Genomic DNA, 14,225 nt, shown 5'->3' with positions numbered 1-14,225 from the left:
CCGCTGCGCGGCCGATGCGCCGGCCGTCCTGACGCACGAGGGCCGGGTCACCGTGGGGTGACCCGGCCCTCGTGCGCGTGCGGAGACGAGCGTCAGCCGTCCGTGGCGATGGCTTTGAGGATGTCGAGCCGCGATGCCCGCCAGGCGGGCCAGATGGCCGCCAGGACGCCGGCGATCGCCGCGAGCACCGTGTAGACGATCAGCCAGATCCACGGCACCGTGACGCCGTCGAACCCGAAGTCCTCGAGCGCGAGCACCAGGGCGGAGCCGAGCGACACTCCCAGGATCATGCCCAGGATGGTGCCGAACACCGCCATCACCATGGACTCGACCGTGATCATCCGCCACACGGATGAGCGCTTGAGGCCCACCGCCCGGAGGAGGCCGATCTCTCGCGTGCGCTCCGTGACGGACAGCAGCAGCGTGTTCGCCACACCCAGGATCGCGATCACCAGAGCGCTGGCGAGCAGCGCGGAGATCACTCCCAGCAGCAGGTCGATGAACTGGTTCGCGAACTGCTCGAGCGCGCCAGGCTGCTGGAGCGCCACGAGCGGGAAGTCGTCAGCGAGGGCGTCCTGGATCTGGGTCTGCGCCTCGTCGACATCCATGCCGTCCTCGAGCACCACCATGCCGCCTGAGGTCTCGAGCGTGTCGCCCGCGAGCTCGACGCCCTGCGCCCAGTCCACCCACAGCGAGGCCTCCTCGCTGGTGGCCATGGTGCCCGTCACGACCAGCGTCACGTCGCCTTCAGGCCCCTCGAGCGTGACCTCGTCGCCCACGGCGACGCCCGCGTCCCGGACGTCCGGAGAGATGAACACCCCGCCGTCGATGCCGGAGAACTCGGGCTCCGTGTCGTAGTCGAAGGCGCGGTCGACGGTGTCGGCGTCGAGCGCGGACAGCTGGTACGACTGCCCGTCGAGGTCGACGGACATGTATCCCTGACGCACCACGGCCGAGACCCCGTCCTGCTCCGCGATGACGTCGAGAGCGCCCTGCGGCACGGGACCCTGCGCGGAGAACACGAAGAACTCGGCGCTGGTCTGCGAGAACTGCGCGGTGACCACCGTCTTGAGCGACTCCGTGAACGTGGCGACCAGCGCCAGCAGCATCACGCCGATCATCAGTGCCGCGGCGGTGTTCGCGCTGCGTCGCGGCTCGCGGCGAATGTTGTTCGCGGCGAGCTTGCCGTCCACCCCGAACATGCGGGTGAGGAGGCTGCGCAGGCCGAACGCCATCGGCACGAGCACCTGCGCCGCCAGGAGCGTCACGCCGATGACGAGTGCCACGGCACCGGCACCGACGTAGATGTAGGGGCGCTCGAGATCGAGGAAGAGCCCCATCCAGATGACGATCCCGCCCACCAGAGCCAGCGCGGTGCCCACGATGTTGCGCACCTTGAGCGGCTTCTTGCCGCTCGTGGCGGACTCGCGCAACGCCTCCATGGGGGAGATCTGCGAGGCGTGGATCGCCGGCAGCAGCGCGGAGACGAGCGTCACGAGCGTGCCGAGCCCGTAGGCCCACAGGATCGCGTCGATCGGCAGCGTCATGGTGCCGAAGATGTCGCCCACGAACAGGCTCACGAGAGCGGACGCCCCGAGCGCGAGCAGGTAGCCGGCGATAATGCCCAGCGTCGACGCGAGGATCGCGACCACGATGGCCTCGAGCAGGATCATCGAGCGCACCTGCGAGCCGGTCACGCCGATCGCGCGCATGAGGCCGAACTCGCGCGTGCGCTGGGTGACGATGATGCGGAAGGTGTTGACGATGATGTACGCGCCCACGAACAGAGAGATGAGCGCGAAGGCGATCGCGAAGATGTCGACGTACTGCAGCACGTCGTCGAGCGCCTCGGTCTCCTCTGCCGCCTTGTCCTCGCCGGTGATCGCACGAGTCCCGTCCGGGATCACCTCGCCGATCGACCCGGCCACCGCCGAGGCGTCGGCGCCGTCCTCGACCAGGACGCTGATCTGCTGGAAGTTGGGGTCTCCGGCGAGCGCGTGCGCGTCCTCGTCCGCGAGGTAGGCCAGGGTGGCGCCCTGCAGGCTGTTGGACTCGCCGAACTGCACGGTGCCCACGAGCTCGAAGTCCTGGACGCCGCCATCCGTCGCGATGCGCACCGTGTCGCCCAGCTCGTAGCCCAGCCCGGGCGCGGAGTCGATGTCGAGGACGATCTCGCCAGCCTCGGGTCCGCGACCGTCCACGAGGGTGGACTGGTCGATCTCCGGGATGCCGGACCAGTTGAAGATCTGGCTGGGCGGCCCGCCCGCGAACGGGTCGGTGGGCGCGTCCTCTCCCGTGTCAGGGGGCAGCACGGAGCCGGCGACCTGGATGCCGCCCACGGCGACGTCGACGCCGTCCACCGCCGCGACGTCGTCGACCACTGCGGGCTCGAAGACGGCCTCGACGGCCGCGAAGGGGTCGCCGCCGTCGGACTCAGCGGACTCCGGGTCGGTCTCGACGATCACGTCGGTGCCGGCGTAGATCTCGGAGAAGAGTCCCGAGAAGCCGCTCGACAGCGCGTTGGTGAAGGTGTGCGACGCGGCCACCAGAGAGACGCCGAGCGCCACCGCGATCGCGGTGAGGATGAGCCTCTTCGGGTTGTGCCGGACGGACTTCAGCGCAAGTCTGAACATCGTGGCCTAGTGCCCCATCTGCTTCATGCGGTCGAGCACGCGCTCCGCGGTGGGCTCGCGCATCTCGTCCACGATCTGACCGTCCTCGAGGAACAGGATCCGGTCCGCGTAGGACGCGGCGGTGGGGTCGTGGGTGACCATCACGATGGTCTGGCCGAACTCCTTGACGGCGCGCTGCATGAAGCCCAGCAGCTCCGCGCCGGAGCGCGAGTCGAGGTTGCCGGACGGCTCGTCCGCGAAGATGATCTCGGGGCGCGACACGAGCGCGCGTGCGACCGCGACGCGCTGCTGCTGGCCGCCGGACAGCTCGGCCGGCAGGTGGGTCAGGCGGTCACCCAGCCCGAGGATCCCAATGATCTCGTCGAACCACGCCTTGTCGACGTCCGTGCCGGAGATGTCCAGCGGCAGCGTGATGTTCTCCTTCGCGGTGAGCGAGGGGATGAGGTTGAACGACTGGAAGACGAAGCCGATGTACTTGCGTCGCACCTCGGTGATCTGAGCCTCGCTGAGCGTCGTGATCGTGGTGTCCGCGATGGTCGACGCGCCTGCCGTGAGCCGGTCGAGCCCTGCGAGGGTGTGGAGCAGGGTGGACTTGCCGGAGCCGGACGGGCCCATGATCGCCGTGAACTCGCTGCGGGCGATGTCGACGTTGACGCCGTTGAGGGCGCGCACGGCGGCGTCGCCGAAGCCGTAGTCCTTGTAGCCGTCGCGCATCGTCGCCGCGAGCGCGGGAGCAGCCGTGGTCGTCATGGGGTGACCTTTCATCTGAGGGGGTCGAACGGGACCAGTCTGCCAACGGCGGCCGATGCACGGATATCCCTCGCGAGAACGGTTCGGCTCCGTCGTCCTCAGGGATGACCCTTGCGGGCTCAGCCGCGCGGAAGGACGATGCCGGAGTCGTAGGCCTCGACCACGGCCTGCACGCGGTCGCGCACTCCGAGCTTGGTGAGGATGTGGCTCACGTGTGTCTTGACGGTGGTGGGGGAGACGAATAGCTCGGATGCGATCTCCTGGTTGGACATGCCGCGCGCCATGAGCTGCAGCACCTCCACCTCGCGCTCCGACAGGTCGCCGATGGCCTCGGGGGAGGGCACGTGGGTCTCCGGGTCGGCAGGCGCGCCGAGCGGCTCCAGGTCCCGGCCGGCGAAGCGCTCGATCACGCGGCGGGTGACCTCTGGCGCCAGCAGCGCCTCGCCGGAGGCGACCACGCGGACCGCATTGACGAGCGTGTCGCCGTCCGCGCTCTTGAGCAGGAACCCCGACGCACCCACGCGCAGGGCCTGGTAGACGTACTCGTCGTCATCGAACGTGGTGAGGATCACCACGTGGGCGTCGGGGTGGGCTGCGAGGACCTGCTCGGTGGCGGCGAGGCCGTCCATCCCGGGCATGCGAATGTCCATGAGCACCACGTGAGGCGCGTGGTCGCGCACCAGGGCGACCGCGTCGGCGCCGTCGGAAGCCTCGCCCACGATCTCGATGTCGGGCTCCGCCTCGAGGATCATCTTGAGACCCACGCGCACCATCGCCTGATCGTCGACCAGTCCCACTTGGATCACGCTGTCACTCCTTCTGCTGTGGCGGGCCTGTCGCCCCGGATCTGATCGTCTCCCGACGGCAGCACGGCGTGCACCTCGAAGCCTCCGCCACGGCGGGACCCATGCGACAGCGAGCCGCCCAGCGCCTGGACCCGCTCCGCCATGCCGGTCAGGCCGTGGCCTCCTGGGAGCCTCACGGTCTCGGAGGTGGCTCCGCGACCGTCGTCGACCACGGTGATGCGCACCGCATCGGCCGTGCGCTTGACCGTGACCTCCGCGCGCGCCCCTGACCCTGCGTGCTTGAGGGCGTTCGTCAGCGCTTCCTGCACGATGCGATAGGCGCTCACCTCGACTCCCGCGGGCACGTGCGCCGAGCCAGAGATCTCGAGCGTGACCGGCAGCCCTGACTCCTGGACGTGACGCACGAGCGTGGGCAGCGCAGCCAGCGATGGCATGGGCGACAGACCGTCGAGCACGCTCGCGCGCGGGGGAGCCGTCCCGGCCGCGAGGGCGCGATCCGCGTCCGCGCGCTCGTTGGCCTCCTGCTCGGAGGCGCGCAGCACCCCGATCATGCGCTGCATCTCCTCGAGTCCCGTGCGGCCAGACGCCGCGATGGTGGCGAGCGCCTCCCGAATCTCGGGGTCGCGCTCTCCGAGCGTGCGGCGGGCGCCCTCGGCCTGCAGGGTCATGACGGTGATCTCGTGCGCGACCACGTCGTGGAGCTCGCGCGCGATGCGGGCCCTCTCCGCGCGCACCGCGTCCGTCGCGGCCTCGAAGCCGGCCTGCTCACGCCTGACGTTGGCGACCTCCAGCTCGGTGATGCGCTGGCGGCGGCGCCGGTCCGCGATGCCCAGCGCAAGCGGGATCAGGACTCCCAGCGGCACGGCCACGAGCGCGGACCAGGGGATGTTGTCGTAGGTCGCGAGCCCTGCCGCCGTCCACGTCATCATGACGCCCAGCAGCACGGCGCCATGCCTGATCGCCGTCCAGCGCGGCAGGTACGCACCCACACCGTAGATCGCGACGAAGACCGCGAGCATGGCCGGTCCGGACTCGTAGCCCAGACCCACCGTCACCACCCAGACGCTGCCCGTGAGCCACAGCACCGCGCGCGGGAAGCGCTGACGCCAGATCAGCGGGATCACCTGACCGATCAGCAGCAGGTAGCCCCACAGGTCCATGTCGCGCGACGCGGACAGCAGCTCGGCGCTGTCGAGCGAGACCGCCCACAGCACCCCGAGGATGAGCAGGCCTGCGGCGACGAGCGCATCGTTCCAGCGCGGGGGCCTCAGGTCCATGGCTCCACAGCGTAAGCCCCTGGAACGACCGGCGCATCGGCCGTGCGCACGAGCGCTCAGCCCACGAAGCGGTAGCCGACCCCCCGGACCGTCTCGATCGCGTCCGGTCCCAGGTGCGTGCGCAGGTAGCGGATGTACACGTCGAGCACGTTGTCCTTGGCGGCGGCGCCCCAGACCTCGTTGAGCGCGTCCGCCCGCGGCACCACCTCGCCTCGCCGCGACATGAGCAGCTGCGCGAGCTGGAACTCGCGTGGGCTGAGCGGGATCTCCGCGCCCCCGCACAGCAGCGTGCGGTCCACCGGGTCGAGCTCGCAGCGGCCCACGCGCAGAGTGCCCGTCTCCGGCTGCTCGCCCTCGCCGGGGGTGCGAGCGCGCAGGCGCACGCGCGCCACCAGCTCGTCGAAGCTGAACGGCTTCGCCATGTAGTCGTCCGCGCCTCGCTCGAGGCCCCGCACCGTGTCCTCGGCGGACGTGCGCGCCGTGAGGATGATCACGGGGAGGTCGGAGCCCGTCGCGCGCAGTCGACGCAGCACGGTGAACCCCTCCTGATCCGGCAGGCCGATGTCCAGGACCATGATGTCGAAGTCGTTCTCGATCGCCAGGGCGAGCCCCTCGCGTCCGGTGCGTGCGCTCGTGACGGCGATGTCGGCCGTGCGCAGGCCCTGCGTGAGGGTCGCGACCAGCTTGTCCTCGTCCTCCACCAGCAGCATCCGAATCATGACGTTCCTCCGTTCCGGGGAATGATCAGCGCGAACGCCGAGCCCTCTCCCAGGGTCGAATCTACGGCGAGACGGCCCCCGTGCGCCGCCGCGATCGCCGCCGCGATGGGCAGTCCGAGGCCGGCGCCCTCCGCCTCGGGGTCGACGCGGCTGAAGCGCTCGAGCACGCGCGCCTGGTCCTCGGGCGCGAGCCCGATGCCCTCGTCGCGCACCCACAGGTGGGCCTCGGCTCCGACGATCGCCGTCCCGAGCGCCACCGTCGAGCCCTCGGGCGAGAACTTCACCGCGTTGGCCGCGAGCTGCAGCCACGCCTGCGTGATGCGCTGCGCGTCGACCATGATGGCGCCCGTCCCGGTCGACTCGAGCTGCCAGTCGCGCTCGCCCAGTGCCGTGGCCCGCGCGAACGTGGTCTCGGTGAGCTCGTGGAGGTCGACCCGTTCGCGCAGCACGAACTCGGGGCGGTCGGACTTGGCGAGCGTGACCAGGTCGTCGACGAGGCGCGACATCATGTTGACCTCGTCCAGCAGGTCGCGCTGCGTGCGCTGCACCTCGTCCGGGTCGCGCGGCTCGATCAGCTCGAGGTTGGTGCGCATGATCGCGAGCGGGGTGCGCAGCTCGTGCGAGGCGTCGTCGAGCAGCTGACGCTGGTCCGCGAACGCCCGCTCCAGGCGGTCGAGCATGCCGTTCACCGTGCGCGTGAGCCGCGACAGGTCGTCGTGCCCCGTGACCGGGATGCGCTCGGCCAGGTCGTGCTCGTTGATGTGGCGCGCCTTCTCCTCGAGCACGGAGATGGGGCGCAGCATGCGCCCCACGGTGGTCCAGGCGACCACGCCGATCATCGCGAGCGCGACCGCCGCCACGAGGGCGTAGAGGCGGAAGGTCTCGCGCAGGTTGTCGATGAGCGCGCCGCGGTCCGTGGCGATCGTGAACACGCCCACCGTGGTGCCGTCCGGCTCGACGATCGGCACCGCGGCATAGCGGTAGTCCGCCAGCTCCGTGATGGTCGAGCGCACGCGCACGACCTCGGTGGCGTTGTCCGAGGCCGCCTCCAGGAACTCGCGATCATCCTCGAGGCGGAGCCGGTTGGGCGCTGAGGGCACGAAGCGCGGGATGGTGCCGTCATGGGCCACGGCGCTCTCCGTGGGCGTGGCGACCATGCGGATCATCGCCTCGCGCATGAGGTCGTCGGACGAGGCGTAGGGCTCGCCGGTGGCGGGGTTCGGCTCGTTCGCCAGGTCGATGAACGCCTCGGTGCGCAACGCGATCACCTCGGTGATCGAGGCGTCGATGCGGGCGCGTTCGATCCCGAACGCGGTGATTCCTGCGACGGTCAGCGCGAGAGCGGTGAGGCCCACCAGGTACGCGAGGACGCGCGCCCGGACGGACATGCGGCGTGCCGGGCGCGTGAGCGTGTCATACAGGCGCGCGATAGGACCCTCCCGAGGCCCACGCTACCGCCCGTGCCGCCGCGGAAGACGGCATCACCGTTCCCGGTGGCTCCATGCGCGGTCGCTGAGGCGGTGCGAATCCCAGCCGCGTGAGGCGTGGTGGCGGCCATGGTCGTGGCCCGACCAGCGCGACCGGTGCTCCTCCCACGACGCCTCGGCCATCTCCCTGCGCCAGTCCGCGGTCTCGAGACCGCAGTCCTGCGCCGCCGCGGCGAGGTCCTCCGCCCACGCCCTCACGCTGCGCTCCCACGCGCGGCGGTCGCCGTGCTCGGGCCGCTCAGGACGCACCGGGAGGTCGCATGACTCGGGGGCGCTCGCGTGCGAGGCGGACGTCGCGGCCGCCGGCTCCGTCTCGCTGGCACTCACGTCGTTCGCCACCGTGGACGTCTGTGGCGGCTGGACGCCGCACACGCCCTCCGGCGTGCACTCGATGGGCGCTGCCGGCACCTCGACCGCGGTGGCCGGGGGCGCCTCGTCCGCTGAGCTCTGCAGCGAGGCGTCGTTCGCCGGACCCTGCTCGATGGTCACCGCCGTGGCGACCGGCTCGTCGCTGGGCTGCGCCGTCATCGCCGTCGCGGCTCCGGCCACCACGAGCGACAGCCCCAGGAACGCGGTGGCCACGGCCACGGTACGGATGCTCGGAGCATTCATGGCGTCCAGTGTGCCCCGCACGCCCTGAGGGTGCTCTCAGAACCGCACGAGCGCATCGGCCGTGGTCCTGGATGCCTCAGCGGTCGTCGGGTCGCTGCCAGCGGAACGTGCGCACCGCGACGACGAGGCCGATGACGAACCACACGGCGAGCACCGCGGCCGTGAGCCCGTGCTGCCAGCTTCCCGCGGCCTCCTGTGCCGCGAAGGACTCCGGCAGGAACACCGATCGCATGCCCTGTGCGAGCCACTTCAGGGGGAACACCTCTGCCACGTGCTGAAGCCACTCGGGCAGCTGGGTGAACACGAAGAACACGCCGGACGTGAACTGCAGGAACAGCACGATGGGGGTGAGGATCGCCGAGGCTGCCTTCGCGTTGCGCAGCAGCGAGCTGGTGGCGATGCCCAGGGCGGTCGACGCCGCCGTGCCCAGCAGGAACACCCACGCGAACGTGAGCCATTGCGATCCGGACGGCACCTGGACGTCGTAGAGCGCGACGCCCATGGCCACGAGGATCGCGATCTGCACCAGCGAGACGAGCAGCACCTGCGCGATCTTTCCCGCGAAGAACGCCGTCGCGGGCAGCGGCGTGGCGTGGATGCGCTTGAGCGCGTCCTCGTCGCGGTCGATCGCGATCGAGATGGCGAGCGACTGGAACCCGGTGTTGAGGATGCCGCTGGCGACCATGCCGGCCATGAGGTACTGCGAGAAGGTCACGCCGGTGTCGCCCAGGGTCTGGCCGCCGAAGATCGCGCCGAACATCGCGAGCAGCAGCAGCGGGAACGCGAAGATGAAGATCATCTGCTCGCGTGAACGGGTGAAGTCCTTGAGGTCCACCACCAGGCGATCGAGCGCCAGGCTCGTCCAGGTGGGACGGGTCGTCGCGGTGGTGGTCATGACGCCTCCTGGGCGAGGGCGGGCTGGTCGAGACCGACGAGGTCGAGGTAGACGTCCTCGAGCGACGGGTGGCGCACCTCGAGGTGCTGGATCTCGCCGTCGTGACGCGAGAGCAGCGTGCGCAGGAATGCCGACGGCGTGGTTGTGGACTCGGTGCGCGGCTCGCCGGCCTCGGTCCAGCTCACCTGCGCGCCGGTGGCGCGCGCCCGCAGCCCCGCAGGGGTGTCGAGCGCCACCAGCGAGCCCTGGGCGATGATGCCGATGCGGTCCGCCAGGTAGTCCGCCTCGTCCAGATAGTGGGTGGTGAGCACGATCGTGGTGCCGTCGTCCTTGAGGGACTCGATGAGCCGCCAGAACTGGCGCCGTGCCTCAGGGTCGAAGCCGGTGGTGGGCTCGTCCAGGAACACCAGCTCGGGGCGGCCGATGACCGCGAGCGCGACGTCGAGCCGGCGGCGCTGGCCGCCGGACAGCAGCTGTGGCTTGACGTTCGCCTTCGCCTCGAGACCCACGGCCGCGAGGGTGTCGTCCACGCCCCGCGCGTGCGGGTAGAGCTTGGCGGCGTGGTGCAGCGCCTCGCGCGCGGACAGGAAGGACCGCCCCGAGGTGGTCTGCAGCATGACGCCGATGCGCTCGCGGAACGCGCGGTCCGCGTGCTGGGGGTCCTCGCCCAGCACGGTCACGTCGCCCGCGGTGCGCTTGCGGAACCCCTCGAGGATCTCGACGGTCGTCGACTTCCCGGCGCCGTTGGGGCCGAGGAGCGCGAACACCTCGCCGCGGCGGATCTCGAGGTCGAGATCGGCCACGGCGACCAGTTCGCCGTAGGTCTTGCGCAGGCCGCTGACGGCTATCGCGGTGTCGGTCATGCACACGAGGCTAGCGGCGCCCTCATGGGCGCGCATCGGCCTCGCGGGTGAGCGTCGCCGCGAGGCGGTCCAGCTCGCGCTCATCCAGCCGCGGGTGGCCGTGCGAACGCAGCACGAACTCACCGATGAGCGTGCGGTACAGGAGCTGCGAGCGGGTGAGTGCCGCCGCGGGAGCGAGGCCGCAGCTCTCGATCAAGCCCGCCACGTACTCGATGCGCCGCGCGTCGACGCGCGCCGCGACCGTGCGGGCTCGATCGTCCCTGACGGCCCAGGCGCGGATGCCGAGCTCGATGCCATCGTGCTCCGGCTGGCCGAAGGTGTGGTGCACGAGTGCGCGCAGGCGCGCCTGCGCGTCGGACTGCTCGGCCTCCACGTGGGCGATGATCGCCTCCGTGCCGCGCTCCTCCCACAGCTCCAGCACCGACTCCAGCAGTGCGTCGCGGTTGGCGAAGTGCCAGTAGAAGGAGCCCTTCGAGACCCCGAGGCCCTCGGCGAGGGGCTCGACCCGCACCTGGTCCGCCCCGTGGGTGGCCAGTCGGGTGGCGGCGGCGACGGTCCAGTCGCGCGCGGTGAGGGTGGCCATGCCTTGACCATACGCCACCGTATGTCCTAGCCTCTCCATACGGCACCGTATGGCGTGCCACGGCGAGAGGCGACATCAATGGCGGCATGGGCAGCGGCGATCATCCTGGTGGGCATCGGCATCGCGCATTCGGCGCTCGGGGAGGCGCAGATCCTGCGGCCCCTCCTCGCCTCGCGCACGTGGTCCATCCCCGCGATCCCGAGGGGCGCCATCGACCGTCTGCTGCGGTTCGCCTGGCACCTCACCACTCTCGCGTGGTGGGCGCTCGCAGCCACGCTCGTGGGCGTCCCCGTCGCCGTGACCTTCGCTGCCACGTGCCTGAGTGCCGCGGCCATCATCCTCGCGGTGCTGCCCGGCCACCTCGCCTGGCCAGGGTTCCTCGCGGCGGGACTGCTGGCGCTCGGCTCCGCCGGCATGCTCCCCGCCTGGCTGCTGGGAAGCGTGGTCGCGGTCGCGGTGGTCGTGGCGCTCGTGGCGGCAGGGTTCCATGTGGCATGGACGCTCGGCTCACGCCGGGGTGTCGCCAACGTGGTGCCGCAGCGATCGGACGGCGGCGAGCGCACGTTCGTCCCCGGGCCCGTGCCCACCGTGGGCGTCGCCGTGCTCCTGACCGTCTACGCGATCCTCGTGCTGCTCAGCGCCTCCGGGGAGCCTGCGGGGTGGGCACGCTGGCTCCTGATCGCGGCGCTCGTGGTGCTCTCGCTGCGGGTCATCGGTGACGGACGCTGGATGGGGGTCACCAAGCGCGTGCGCGACACCGGGTTCGCGCGGGCGGACGATCGCTGGTGGACGCCCGCCGCCGCGCTGCTCGCCACGGGTGCCGCCGCCGCTCTCGCCCTGGGGTGAGCCGCGCATCGGCCGCCGGGGCGGTCGCCGCTACTCGGCGAGCAGCCTCTGGATGCGGCCCACGCCCTCGGCCAGGTCGTCGTCGCCCAGCGCGTAGCTGAGTCGCGCGAAGCCCGACGGGCCGAACGCCTCTCCCGGCACGATCGCGACCTCGGCCTCCTCGAGGATGATGGTCGCGAGCTCCGCCGAGGTGGTCGCGACGCGGCCGCGGATCTCACGGCCCAGCACGCCCTCCACCGACGGGTAGGCATAGAACGCGCCGGTCGGAGTCGGCACCTGGAAGCCGTCGATCGCGGACAGCATGTCCACCATGGTGCGCCGGCGGCGGTCGAAGGCCGTGCGCATCTGCTCGACCTCCTCGAGGCCGCCGTTCAGCGCCGCGATCGCGGCGCGCTGCGAGACGTTCGCGACGTTGCTCGTGAGATGGCTCTGGAAGTTGGTGGCCGCCTTGATGACGTCCTGGGGGCCCACCATCCAGCCCACGCGCCAGCCGGTCATCGCGTAGGTCTTCGCCACGCCGTTGAGGACGATGCACGTGTCCGCGAGATCGGGGACCACGGAGAGCATGGGGGTGAACTGCGCGTCGTCGTAGAGCAGGTGCTCGTAGATCTCGTCGGTGATGACCCAGATGCCGTGCTCGAGGGCCCACTCGCCGATGGCCTGCGTCGCCTCGGGGGAGTACACGGCGCCCGTGGGGTTCGACGGGCTGCAGAACAGCAGCGCCTTGGTGGCGTCCGTGCGGGCGGCCTCGAGCTGGTCGACCGTGACGAGGTAGTCCTGGTCCGCGCCGGCGAACACCTCGACGGGCCGTGCGCCGGTGAGGCTGATCGCCTCGGGGTAGGTGGTCCAGTACGGGGCGGGCAGGATGACCTCGTCGCCGGGGTCGAGCACAGCGGCGAAGGCCTGGAACACCGCCTGCTTGCCGCCGTTCGTGACCAGGGTCGTGGCGGGGTCGATCTCATAGCCCGAGTCGCGCCGGGTCTTGTCCGCGATCGCCTGGCGCAGCTCCGGCAGTCCGGCTGCGGGCGTGTAGCGGTGGTTCCTGGGGTCCTTGGCGGCCTCGATCGCGGCGTCGACGATGAACTGCGGCGTGGGGAAGTCAGGCTCGCCGGCGCCGAACCCGATGACGGGGCGGCCAGCGGCCTTCAGGGCCTTCGCCTTCGCATCGACGGCGAGGGTGGCGGACGGCGCGATGGCGCCAAGGCGGGCGGAGACGCGGTTCTTGGAGGTCACGGCCCTGATTCTTCCACGTCTGCGCGGTAGGGTCACCCGAGGGGCGCGGCCCGGGTCGCGCATGCGGACGGCCGATGCTCGCACCGGCCGCAGGGGCCGGTTCGCATTCCCGCGCCGGAACCCGTACTATTGCAAGTCGGCGATTGACAGTCGTCATGATGACTCGCGCCCCGGCGCGGTTTGACGGTGGCTGTCGAGATCCGCGGGAGTTCCCACCTCTCCCGAAGGGCAGTGGCGCAATTGGTAGCGCATCGGTCTCCAAAACCGACGGTTGGGGGTTCGAGTCCCTCCTGCCCTGCGGAGCGTGGCGCGTCCGCGCCGCACAGCACCCCCACACACGTAAGGACTTCCTGGTGAGCGAATCTGCCGTGACGGATTCCGGAGACAAGGACCCGCGGCACGAGAGCCGCGAGGGCCGGAGCATCTTCGGCCGCATCGCGCTGTTCGTGCGTCAGGTGATCTCCGAGCTCAAGCGCGTGGTCACCCCCACGCGTGAGGAGCTCATCCGCTACATCTGGATCGTCCTCGCGTTCGTCGCGGTGATGATGGTCATCGTGTTCGTGCTGGACTTCGTATTCAACTGGCTGTCGGCTGCCGTCTTCGGCGCCTGACGGCCACCTGAAAGGTAAGTGATCACCCGTGAGTGACGACAAGCTCGACGCAGCAGGCGACAAGCTCGATGAGCTGGTGGCCGACATCGCCGAGGCGACCGAGCGTGCCCAGGAGGCCGCCGATGCGCCCGCGGACGAGACCACGCCTGCCGTCGACGAGGCGTCGCTGAGCGACGCCCCGGAGGACGCGGTGGTCGAGGGCGACGACGACACCGTCCCCGGCGACGCGTCGGAGGACGTGGTCGAGGCCGAGACCGCTGAGGCGATCGCGGTCGAGGACGCTCCCGCCGAGCCTGCGGAGGACCCGGCCGAGGACTTCCGCCTCGAGCTGCGCATGCAGGAGGGCGACTGGTACGTGGTCCACAGCTACTCGGGTCACGAGAAGCGGGTCAAGCAGGCCATCGAGCACCGTCGCGCCAGCCTCCACATGGAGGACTACATCTTCCAGGTCGAGGTCCCCATGGAGGACGTCACCGAGGTCAAGAACGGCCAGCGCAAGCTGGTCACCCGCGTGCGCATGCCCGGATACGTCCTGGTGCGCATGGACCTCACCGACGAGTCGTGGGGCACCGTCCGCAACACCCCTGGAGTGACCGGATTCGTCGGTCACGCCCAGCAGCCCGTGCCGCTCACCCTCGACGAGGTGTACGGCATGCTCGCGCCGTCGCAGCCCGCGACGTCGTCGTCCGAGCCCGAGCCCGACTCGGCGGCCAAGGCCGTCGAGGTGGACTTCGAGGTCGGCGAGTCGATCACCGTCATCGACGGACCGTTCGCGACCCTGCCCGGCACCATCTCCGAGATCAGCGTGGAGTCTCAGAAGCTCCACGTCCTCGTTTCCATCTTCGGCCGGGAGACCCCGGTCGAGCTGGGGTTCACCCAGGTCACGAAGATCTAGTTCCCCCAGCACACC

14 protein-coding genes and 1 tRNA gene are annotated in these 14,225 nt (G+C 70.6%); 4 read left to right on the top strand and 11 right to left on the bottom strand.

Annotated elements, in window-relative coordinates; all coding sequences use genetic code 11:
• Positions 1 to 92 precede the first annotated feature (92 nt).
• The 10 genes from Dac01nite_RS08075 to Dac01nite_RS08030 form a co-directional block, all read right to left on the bottom strand.
• A complete protein-coding gene (locus tag Dac01nite_RS08075) occupies positions 93 to 2,633 on the bottom strand; it encodes an ABC transporter permease (protein ID WP_203655690.1) in 2,541 nt (846 codons plus the stop codon).
• 6 nt (positions 2,634 to 2,639) lie between these two features.
• Complete coding sequence (locus tag Dac01nite_RS08070) at positions 2,640 to 3,383, bottom strand: ABC transporter ATP-binding protein (protein ID WP_203655688.1); 744 nt, start codon at positions 3,381 to 3,383, stop codon at positions 2,640 to 2,642.
• Positions 3,384 to 3,502: 119 nt separating this feature from the next.
• On the bottom strand, positions 3,503 to 4,189 hold the full coding sequence (locus Dac01nite_RS08065) for a response regulator (RefSeq protein WP_203655686.1): 687 nt from the start codon (positions 4,187 to 4,189) through the stop codon (positions 3,503 to 3,505).
• Entirely contained in the window at positions 4,186 to 5,466 is a 1,281-nt protein-coding gene (locus Dac01nite_RS08060) for a sensor histidine kinase (protein WP_203655684.1), read from the bottom strand. Before Dac01nite_RS08060 ends, Dac01nite_RS08065 begins: the two co-directional genes overlap by 4 nt.
• A gap of 56 nt (positions 5,467 to 5,522) precedes the next feature.
• On the bottom strand, positions 5,523 to 6,185 hold the full coding sequence (locus Dac01nite_RS08055; RefSeq protein WP_203655682.1) for a response regulator transcription factor: 663 nt from the start codon (positions 6,183 to 6,185) through the stop codon (positions 5,523 to 5,525).
• Entirely contained in the window at positions 6,182 to 7,573 is a 1,392-nt protein-coding gene (locus Dac01nite_RS08050) for a sensor histidine kinase (protein ID WP_203655680.1), read from the bottom strand. The genes Dac01nite_RS08055 and Dac01nite_RS08050 overlap by 4 nt, the downstream gene beginning before the upstream one ends.
• Before the next feature lie 93 nt (positions 7,574 to 7,666).
• The gene (locus Dac01nite_RS08045; RefSeq protein WP_203655678.1) at positions 7,667 to 8,284 is read right to left on the bottom strand and encodes a hypothetical protein; all 618 of its coding nucleotides are present in this window, start codon (positions 8,282 to 8,284) and stop codon (positions 7,667 to 7,669) included.
• A gap of 76 nt (positions 8,285 to 8,360) precedes the next feature.
• Positions 8,361 to 9,179 (bottom strand): ABC transporter permease, encoded by an 819-nt coding sequence (locus tag Dac01nite_RS08040; RefSeq protein ID WP_203655676.1) that lies wholly within the window; start codon positions 9,177 to 9,179, stop codon positions 8,361 to 8,363.
• Positions 9,176 to 10,042: an ABC transporter ATP-binding protein gene (locus Dac01nite_RS08035; protein ID WP_203655674.1), complete on the bottom strand. Its 867-nt coding sequence runs from the start codon at positions 10,040 to 10,042 to the stop codon at positions 9,176 to 9,178. The genes Dac01nite_RS08040 and Dac01nite_RS08035 overlap by 4 nt, the downstream gene beginning before the upstream one ends.
• Positions 10,043 to 10,064: 22 nt before the next feature.
• Positions 10,065 to 10,625 carry a TetR/AcrR family transcriptional regulator gene (locus Dac01nite_RS08030; RefSeq protein ID WP_203655672.1) on the bottom strand — a complete coding sequence of 187 codons (561 nt, stop codon included), beginning with the start codon at positions 10,623 to 10,625 and terminating at the stop codon, positions 10,065 to 10,067.
• Between the two features lie 78 nt (positions 10,626 to 10,703).
• Here Dac01nite_RS08030 and Dac01nite_RS08025 point away from each other — a divergent pair, with 78 nt between their 5' ends.
• A complete protein-coding gene (locus Dac01nite_RS08025) occupies positions 10,704 to 11,471 on the top strand; it encodes a DUF3995 domain-containing protein (protein WP_203655670.1) in 768 nt (255 codons plus the stop codon).
• A 30-nt stretch (positions 11,472 to 11,501) separates the two neighbouring features.
• On the opposite strand, the gene Dac01nite_RS08020 is transcribed toward Dac01nite_RS08025, so the two are convergent.
• The gene (locus Dac01nite_RS08020; RefSeq protein ID WP_239066595.1) at positions 11,502 to 12,713 is read right to left on the bottom strand and encodes a pyridoxal phosphate-dependent aminotransferase; all 1,212 of its coding nucleotides are present in this window, start codon (positions 12,711 to 12,713) and stop codon (positions 11,502 to 11,504) included.
• Positions 12,714 to 12,929: 216 nt separating this feature from the next.
• Between Dac01nite_RS08020 and Dac01nite_RS08015 the strand changes: the two genes are divergently transcribed.
• The 3 genes from Dac01nite_RS08015 (at position 12,930) to nusG (ending at position 14,210) form a co-directional block, all read left to right on the top strand.
• A tRNA-Trp gene (locus Dac01nite_RS08015) sits at positions 12,930 to 13,002 on the top strand.
• Positions 13,003 to 13,057: 55 nt separating this feature from the next.
• Positions 13,058 to 13,315, top strand: coding sequence for a preprotein translocase subunit SecE (gene secE / locus Dac01nite_RS08010; protein ID WP_203655666.1), 258 nt, complete (start codon positions 13,058 to 13,060; stop codon positions 13,313 to 13,315).
• 28 nt (positions 13,316 to 13,343) lie between these two features.
• Positions 13,344 to 14,210, top strand: a complete 867-nt coding sequence (nusG, locus tag Dac01nite_RS08005) for a transcription termination/antitermination protein NusG (RefSeq protein ID WP_203655659.1) — start codon at positions 13,344 to 13,346, stop codon at positions 14,208 to 14,210.
• Positions 14,211 to 14,225 lie beyond the last annotated feature (15 nt).

Origin of the sequence: Demequina activiva, from assembly GCF_016862815.1 — a bacterium.
GTDB classification, from domain to species: domain Bacteria; phylum Actinomycetota; class Actinomycetes; order Actinomycetales; family Demequinaceae; genus Demequina; species Demequina activiva.
This window is presented reverse-complemented; position numbering and strand designations above follow the sequence as displayed.

Excerpts from the sequence above, each read along its gene's own strand:
- Dac01nite_RS08075 (WP_203655690.1), bottom strand. The coding sequence starts at position 2,633 with ATGTTCAGACTTGCGCTGAAGTCCGTCCGGCACAACCCGAAGAGGCTC.
- Dac01nite_RS08070 (WP_203655688.1), bottom strand. The coding sequence starts at position 3,383 with ATGACGACCACGGCTGCTCCCGCGCTCGCGGCGACGATGCGCGACGGC.
- Dac01nite_RS08060 (WP_203655684.1), bottom strand. The coding sequence starts at position 5,466 with ATGGACCTGAGGCCCCCGCGCTGGAACGATGCGCTCGTCGCCGCAGGC.
- Dac01nite_RS08055 (WP_203655682.1), bottom strand. The coding sequence starts at position 6,185 with ATGATTCGGATGCTGCTGGTGGAGGACGAGGACAAGCTGGTCGCGACC.
- Dac01nite_RS08050 (WP_203655680.1), bottom strand. The coding sequence starts at position 7,573 with ATGTCCGTCCGGGCGCGCGTCCTCGCGTACCTGGTGGGCCTCACCGCT.
- Dac01nite_RS08045 (WP_203655678.1), bottom strand. The coding sequence starts at position 8,284 with ATGAATGCTCCGAGCATCCGTACCGTGGCCGTGGCCACCGCGTTCCTG.
- Dac01nite_RS08040 (WP_203655676.1), bottom strand. The coding sequence starts at position 9,179 with ATGACCACCACCGCGACGACCCGTCCCACCTGGACGAGCCTGGCGCTC.
- Dac01nite_RS08035 (WP_203655674.1), bottom strand. The coding sequence starts at position 10,042 with ATGACCGACACCGCGATAGCCGTCAGCGGCCTGCGCAAGACCTACGGC.
- Dac01nite_RS08030 (WP_203655672.1), bottom strand. The coding sequence starts at position 10,625 with ATGGCCACCCTCACCGCGCGCGACTGGACCGTCGCCGCCGCCACCCGA.
- Dac01nite_RS08025 (WP_203655670.1), top strand. The coding sequence starts at position 10,704 with ATGGCGGCATGGGCAGCGGCGATCATCCTGGTGGGCATCGGCATCGCG.